6 protein-coding genes are annotated in these 7186 nt (G+C 71.6%); 3 read left to right on the plus strand and 3 right to left on the minus strand.

The window, feature by feature from the left end; genetic code table 11:
* Positions 1-23 precede the first annotated feature (23 nt).
* Positions 24-407: a hypothetical protein gene (locus I53_RS00905; RefSeq protein ID WP_043345682.1), complete on the minus strand. Its 384-nt coding sequence runs from the start codon at positions 405-407 to the stop codon at positions 24-26.
* Positions 408-508: 101 nt separating this feature from the next.
* Between I53_RS00905 and I53_RS00910 the strand changes: the two genes are divergently transcribed.
* On the plus strand, positions 509-937 hold the full coding sequence (locus I53_RS00910; protein ID WP_043345685.1) for a DUF1810 domain-containing protein: 429 nt from the start codon (positions 509-511) through the stop codon (positions 935-937).
* Positions 938-941: 4 nt separating this feature from the next.
* Here I53_RS00910 and I53_RS00915 read toward each other — a convergent pair whose 3' ends face one another.
* On the minus strand, positions 942-3410 hold the full coding sequence (locus tag I53_RS00915; RefSeq protein WP_043345688.1) for a PBP1A family penicillin-binding protein: 2469 nt from the start codon (positions 3408-3410) through the stop codon (positions 942-944).
* A gap of 161 nt (positions 3411-3571) precedes the next feature.
* Positions 3572-4237, minus strand: coding sequence for an HdeD family acid-resistance protein (locus tag I53_RS00920; protein ID WP_043345689.1), 666 nt, complete (start codon positions 4235-4237; stop codon positions 3572-3574).
* 191 nt (positions 4238-4428) lie between these two features.
* Here I53_RS00920 and I53_RS00925 point away from each other — a divergent pair, with 191 nt between their 5' ends.
* Positions 4429-5706, plus strand: coding sequence for an HlyD family secretion protein (locus tag I53_RS00925; protein WP_043345692.1), 1278 nt, complete (start codon positions 4429-4431; stop codon positions 5704-5706).
* 5 nt (positions 5707-5711) lie between these two features.
* A partial coding sequence (locus I53_RS00930; protein WP_251982170.1) for a DHA2 family efflux MFS transporter permease subunit occupies positions 5712-7186 on the plus strand: 1475 nt, incomplete at its 3' end.

Genomic DNA, 7186 nt, shown 5'->3' on the forward strand with positions numbered 1-7186 from the left:
CGCGACGGAGGCCGGGCGGCTCGTCAGAAGCGCCCGCGGCGCGGCGGCTGAAGGGGCGCCGCGCGCGCCATCCGTGACCGGATCAGGTAGATCGCCCCCGCCACCACCCAGGCGGCGCAGGTCGGCGCCACCCATTGCTGCAGGTTCGGCAGCGACCACCCGTACAGGAACTCGGCGCCGAGATGCGCCTGCACGGCATCCCAGCCGGCATGCTTGAGGTCGTGTTCCCGCTGCCCGGCCTCGCGGCCATAGTAATAGGTCGAGACCACCAGCGCCGCGATGCCTTCGGGGCGGGGACTGCGCAGCAGGATCAGCGCGGCCGCCAGGCCGGCAGTCTCGAGGGTGGCCGTCAGGGCGTGGCTCATCGCGGGGTTCGCGACCATGAAGGCGACAAGCGTTCCGAGCATGGGCCGCCCTTACACCCATCGGGGCCGCCCGTCTCCGCAGCCTGCATCCGGGACCGGCGCAACGTCGTTGACGGAGCGGGACCGAGCACCGGAGCAGCGCCATGACCGACAGCCACCAACTCGGCCGCTTCGTCGACGCGCAGGAGGAGATCTACGAATGCGCGCTGGCGGAATTGCGGGCCGGTGCGAAGCGCAGCCACTGGATGTGGTTCGTCTTCCCGCAGATCGCCGGGCTCGGGGCGAGCCCGATGGCGCAGCGCTACGCGATCGGATCCCTGGCGGAGGCCGAGGCCTATGCGGCGCATCCGGTGCTGGGCGCGCGCCTGCGCGCCTGCACGGCCGCCGTCAATGCCGTCGACGGGCGCTCGGCCCACGCGATCTTCGGGTCGCCCGACGATCTGAAGTTCCGCTCCAGCATGACGCTGTTCGACCGCGCCGCGCCCGAGGAGCCGCTCTTCGCCGCGGCGCTGGCGCGCTACTTCGACGGCGTCCCCGACCCGCGGACGCTGGCGAAGCTCCAGGCGGCCTAAGCCCTCACCGGCCCCACAGGCCGACCCGCTCGGCGCGGGCCTGCTCCTCCGCGCCCAGGAGGTCCGGGGGCGCGTCCTCCGTGGCCCGTGCGCCGCCCGCCGCCAGGATCAGCCCGGCGAGGTCGTCGCCCTCGATGCGGCAGCGGGCCGTGGCCCCGTCGGAGAGGCCGGAGCAGACCACCTCGCGGCGGCGCAGGTAGCTGGCGAGCTGGCGGGCCAGATGGCCGCGTTCGCCGACGACGCCGAGGAGGCGCACGACCCGTCCGCGCAGGTTCAGTGTGCCGGTGTCGATCACCTCCGGCACGCCGCGGACCTCGCCGGCCGCGGCCGGCTCGACCGTGGGGGCCGGCGCCGGCGCCCGGGGCGGCTCGGCCCGCTCCGCCGAGGGGCGGGGCTTGCCCTTGGCGAGCTTCTCGGAGGCGCGCTGGATGAAGTCGTGGAAGATCCCGGCCGGCATCTCGCCGCCGAACATGCGGTTCATCGGGCTGTCGTCGTCGTTGCCGACCCAGATCCCGACCACGAGGTCGGGGGTCATGCCGACGAACCACGCATCGCGGAAGTCCTGGCTCGTGCCGGTCTTGCCGCCGATGATCTGCCCCGGCACCCGCGCGGCGCGGCCGGTGCCGGATTCCACCACCGCCTGGAGCGAGTCGAGCATCATGGTGCGCGGCCCCTGCGCCAACGTCTGGCCCGGGGCCGCGTCGGCACGGACGTAGAGCGGCTGCGGCGCGGCCCCGCGGATCGCCTGGATGCCGTAGGCCTGGAGCGGCGTGCGCCCGGACAGGACCGAGCCGTAGGCGCGGGCCATCTCCAGGAGGCTCACCGCGCCCGAGCCGAGAACGAGGCTCGGCACGTTCGGCAGGTCGGACTGGATCCCGAGCTTGCGCGCGGTGGCGATCACCGCCGGGATGCCGACATCCTGCCCGAGCTGGGCCGCCACGGTGTTGATCGAGAGCGCGAAGGCGGTCCGCAGCGGCACCGGCCCGCGGTAGCGCCCGTCGTCGTTCTCCGGGTCCCAGTCGCCGATCTGGACCGGACGGTCGACCATCACGGATTCCGGCGTGTAGCCCTTCTCGTAGGCCGTCAGGTAGACGAGGAGCTTGAACAGGGAGCCGGGCTGGCGCTTGGCCTGGACGGCGCGGTTGAACTGGCTGTCCTCGTAGTCGCGGCCGCCGACCATGGCGAGGATCGCGCCCTCCTTCGACAGCACCACCATGGCGGCCTGGCCGACCTTGCGGCGGGCGCCGTCCTTGTCGAGCCGGCGGGCGACGACGCCCTCGGCGAGACTCTGCAGGTCGAGGTTGAGGGTCGAGCGCACCGTCATGTCGCCGTCGGTGCCGGCGAGGCGCTTCACGTCGCCCGCGATCATGTCGAGGAAGTAGTTGGTGCCGGGCGGCGCCTCAGGGGGCGATTTCAGGGTCACGCTCTGCTTGCGCGCGGCGTCGGCCTCTGCTTGCGTGATCGCGCCGGTCTCGACCATGGCCTGGAGCACCACGTCGGCCCGCTCCTTGGCGCCGCCGAGGTTGCGGGTCGGGGCGAGCTGCGAGGGCGCCCGCACCAGCCCGGCCAGCATCGCCGATTCCGGCAGGTTCAGGGCCTTGGCGGGCTTGCCGAAATAGCGCCGCGCCGCCGCGTCCGCCCCGTAGGCGCCGGCGCCGAAATAGGCGGAATCGAGATAGCCGAGCAGGATCGCGTCCTTGCTCATCGTCGATTCGACCCGCAGCGCCAGGAAGGCTTCCTGCACCTTCCGCCAGAGCGTCTTCTCCTGGTTGAGGGAGGTCAGGCGGACATATTGCTGGGTGATGGTCGAGCCGCCCTCGCGCACGCCGCCGCCGCGGAGATTGCGCCACGCCGCCCGGGCGAGGCCGCGCAGGTCGATGCCCCAGTGGCTGTAGAAGCGGCGGTCCTCGATCGCCACGATCGCCTGGGCGAGGTGCGGCGGCAGGTCGGCCGCCGTGAGCTTCTGGCCGCGGAAGCTGCCGCGGGTGGCGAAGACCCGGCCGTCGTCGGCCTCCACGGTGATCGCCCGCTGGCCGGTCTCGACCACGGCGCCCCCGAGCGGCGGCAGGGTCACCAGGGCGGCGAACAAGTAGACCGCCAGCGCCAGGACCGGCAGCAGGATCACCAGGCCGGCGGCGAGCAGGGCCGGGTGCCGGCGGCCGAGGATCGTCCGGGCGCCCCGCCGCTCGACGCCGCGCCCATCGACCTCCAGGACGCCGGTGTCGGCCGGCCTCTCGACCGAAGCCGACCGCGTGCGCGCCCGTGCCGCTGCGCGGGCGGAAATGGCCCGGCCACCGCGCGCGAGGCCAAGGCCGGCCGCGGTCACCAGGGTCCGGAGATGCCGGGCCAGGTCGCGCGCGGCGCGCCCGGCCTCGCGGGCGGCGAGGCGCGGGTCCGGGGACTCGGCGGCTGGAGCCGGCTTCGGCGGGTTCGGCCCGTCGGCCGGGGCGCGTTCCGGCGCGTCGGGCGTCATCGTGGTTCGGGTTCCGGGACCGATCGATCCGGTCGAGGGAGCCTTCTAGGCCGCATCCGATCCCGTGTCCCGCGCGTGCGGGGACGCAGGGCGACCGGCGCGTCGATCGCGCCGCGACCGTGTGGATCGGGCCACGGGGCCCGATCCGGTTTGGGACCGGCTCACCGGCCGAGCGGCGTTCCCGGCCCCGCGGCCGCCCCGTGCCGGCTGCGCAGCTGGAAGGCCAGGATCAGCAGCAGGATGCCGAAGGCGAAGGTGTAGGAGCCGATCCACCACGTCAGCACCAGGGCCGACATGCCCGGGTTGATGAGCAGCGCGAGGCCGAACAGGATCGACACGACCCCGCCGAGGACGAGCCACCACCGGCCGTAATGCAGGTGCAGGCGGAAGGCCGCCGCGATCATCAGGCCGCCGGTCACCAGCGCCCATACGGCGAGCAGCAGCACGAAGGCCCAGACGGCCGCGGCCGGCACCAGCGCCGCGGCGACGCCCACGACGATGTCGACGACGCCCTCGAGCAGCAGGAAGCCCCAGCGCTCGTGACGCTGCGCCGCGCGGACCGCGCCCACGATGGCGATGATACCGTCGGCAAGCATGTAGGCGGCGAAGAACAGCACCAGGGAGAGCACGAAGGCGCCCGGGGCGACGAACGCGATGACACCGAACAGGATCGCGATCACGCCGCGCAGCGCCACGAGCCACCAGTTCCGCGCCAGCGCCGCGCTCATGGCGTCGAGGCGGGCGACGCCGACGAGCGGGATGCCGGTGGGCGAAGTCGGCGAGCCGGAGCCGGGGCTCTGCGGGGTCGGGGATGGGCTGTGCGTCATGGCGTACTCCTGGGCTCGGTGCCCGAGAACGGCAAAGGTTCCGGGCGCAGAACGCCGCAGGGCCGCTTGCGTTCCGGTGGCCCGCTCCGCGCATGGAACCTTGAGCCTGCGGCCGGCTTTTGCTGCCTGAGGCGGGCGATGCGACAAGCCCGGTCACCGTGCGGTGACCGGCCATCGGGCGGCGACTTCCCATGTTTGACGATCAGCGGCCTTCCTCCGAGGGTGAGGCGCGCCCGCATCCCGCCGACGGCCGTCCAGCTGCGCGCGAACGGGACGTGCTGGATCTCGGCCGGGCCAAGCCCGCCGGGGACACTGGCGCCGCCCAGGAGACCGGCCGCAAGCCGGGCACGGAGGATGCGGCCGACGACGCAGAGGCGCAGGACGGCCAATCCGACGACGCCACGGAAGATGCCGACGACGGCGAGGACGACGCCCGGCGCCCGAACGTCCTGCGGCGCCACCCGTTCGCGTTCCTGCTCGGCGGCCTCGCGGTCGTCGCGCTCTGCGTCGGCGTGTTCTTCTACTGGCTGCTGTACATGCACCCCTACGAGAGCACCGACGATGCCTTCGTCGACGCGCGCAGCATTGCGGTCCAGCCGAAGGTCGGCGGCTACCTCGTCGATGTGCCGGTCACCGACAATCAGCACGTCGAGGCCGGCCAGATCCTGTTCCAGATCTTCCAGCGCGACTATCAGATCGCCCTCGATCAGGCGAAGGCGCAGATCGAGGCCGACGAGGCCGGCATCAAGAACATCGACGCGCAGATCCAGGCGCAATACGCCAACATCGACGTGTCCAAGGCGCAGGTCGCCACCGCCGAGGCGGCGCTGAAGTTCGCCCAGGAGGATGCGGCCCGCTACAAGGACCTCGCCGAGCGCGGCTCCGGCTCGATCCAGCAATCGCAATCGGCGACCTCGACGCTGCAGCAGCGGCAGGCCTCCCTGCAGAGCGCCCAGGCGAGCGTGGTAGCGGCCCAGAAGCAGATCGGCGCCCTCCAGGCGCAGAAGGCCTCGACCCAGGCGCAGCTCGCCCGCGACCGGGCACAGGTGGAGCAGGCCGAACTGAACCTCGGCTACACGACGGTCCGCGCCGTGCAGGCCGGCCGCGTCGTGCGGCTGACCGGCGGCATCGGCCAGCTCGCCCAGGCCGGCCAGAGCCTGGCGATGTTCGTGCCCGACGACATCTGGGTCACGGCGAACTTCAAGGAGACCCAGATCACCGACATGCGGCCGGACCAGCCGGTCGACATCGAGATCGACGCCTATCCCGGCCGCAAGATCCAGGGGACGGTGGCTTCGGTGCAGCCGGGCTCGGGTACGGCCTTCAGCCTGCTGCCGGCACAGAATGCCACCGGCAATTACGTGAAGGTGACCCAGCGCATCCCGGTCAAGATCGTGGTCAAGAACTGGCCGACGGACGTGTCGATCGGCCCGGGTATGTCGATCGTCCCGACCGTCACGGTGCGGTGAGCGCCATGGCCGGCGGGACCGGTGCGGCCGCGTCCGGACGCAAGCCGAACACGGGCAAGGCGCAAGGAGGCAAGACGCGAGGCGGCAAGACGCGAGGCGGCACGGCATCCGCGAAGGCGCCGGGTGGCCACAATCCGTGGCTGATCGCCGGCGTGGTGGCGCTGGCGACCTTCATGGAGGTGCTCGACACCACCATCGCCAACGTGGCGCTGCGCTACATCTCGGGCGGCCTCGCGGTCGGCCCCGACGAGGCCGCCTGGGTGGTGACGAGTTACCTGGTGGCCAACGCGATCACGCTCACGGCGTCGAGCTTCCTGGCCAAGCGCTACGGCCGCAAGGCGTTCTTCATGTGGTCGGTGGCCCTGTTCACCGTCTCGTCGATCCTGTGCGGCTTCGCCTGGAGCCTGGAATCCCTTCTGCTGTTCCGGGTGCTGCAGGGGCTCGGCGGCGGCGGCATGGCGCCGCTCGCCCAGTCGATCCTGGCGGATTCCTTCCCGCCCGAGAAGCGCGGCCAGGCCTTCGCGCTCTACGGCGTCGCCATCGTGGTGGCCCCGGTGATCGGCCCGACCCTCGGCGGCTGGCTCTCCGACAACGCCTCCTGGCACTGGTGCTTCCTGATCAACGGGCCTGTGGGGGTCATCGCCCTCGGGCTGATGTACTGGCTCATCGAGGACAGCGCGGCGGCCAAGAAGGAGCGCCGTGCGCTGGTCCGGAAGGGGATCCGCTTCGACATCGTCGGCTTCGTGCTGGTCGCCCTGTTCCTCGGCTCGCTGGAGGTGATCCTCGACGAGGGCCAACGGAAGGACTGGTTCGGGACCTCGACGCTGATGAACGTCTCCGGCGTGTTGATGGTCGTGTCGTTCGTGGCCATGATCCCCTGGCTCCTGACCAAGAAGAACCCGGCCGTCGATCTCCGCCTCATCGGCAACCGCCAGTTCGGCTCCTGCTTCCTGGTGATGATGTTCACCGGGGCGATCCTGATCGCCACCACGCAGTTCATCCCGCAGATCACGCAGGAATATTACGGCTACACCGCCACGCTGTCGGGGCTCGTGCTCGGTCCGGGGGGCATCGTCACGGTGGTGATGATGTTCCTCACAGGCCGCGTCTCCGCCTACGTGCAGCCGAAATGGCTGATCGCCGCCGGCATGACCATCGTGGCTTTGGGCATGGTCGACCTGACGCGGCTCGACGGCTCCACGACGTTCTCGTTCTTCGCGTGGTCGCGGGTCTATATCGGGATCGGCCTGCCGATGGTGTTCCTGTCGATCACCTCGGCCTCGTACGAGGGAATCCGCAAGGACCAGACCGATCAGGCCTCGGCGCTGATCAACGTCGCCCGCAATGTCGGCGGCTCGATGGGCGTCTCGCTGGCCCAGAACATCCTGGCCTACCGGAGCCAGTTCCATCAGAGCCGCCTGGTGGAGAGCGTCAACCCGACCGCGCCGGCCTATCAGGAGACCATGCGGCAGGCGACGCA

This window comes from Methylobacterium sp. B1, assembly GCF_000333255.1.
Lineage (GTDB): Bacteria > Pseudomonadota > Alphaproteobacteria > Rhizobiales > Beijerinckiaceae > Methylobacterium > Methylobacterium fujisawaense.

Bases quoted from the DNA above. Each gene is read 5' to 3' on its own strand.
- I53_RS00905 (WP_043345682.1), bottom strand. From the start codon at position 407: ATGCTCGGAACGCTTGTCGCCTTCATGGTCGCGAACCCCGCGATGAGC.
- I53_RS00910 (WP_043345685.1), top strand. From the start codon at position 509: ATGACCGACAGCCACCAACTCGGCCGCTTCGTCGACGCGCAGGAGGAG.
- I53_RS00915 (WP_043345688.1), bottom strand. From the start codon at position 3,410: ATGACGCCCGACGCGCCGGAACGCGCCCCGGCCGACGGGCCGAACCCG.
- I53_RS00920 (WP_043345689.1), bottom strand. From the start codon at position 4,237: ATGACGCACAGCCCATCCCCGACCCCGCAGAGCCCCGGCTCCGGCTCG.
- I53_RS00925 (WP_043345692.1), top strand. From the start codon at position 4,429: ATGTTTGACGATCAGCGGCCTTCCTCCGAGGGTGAGGCGCGCCCGCAT.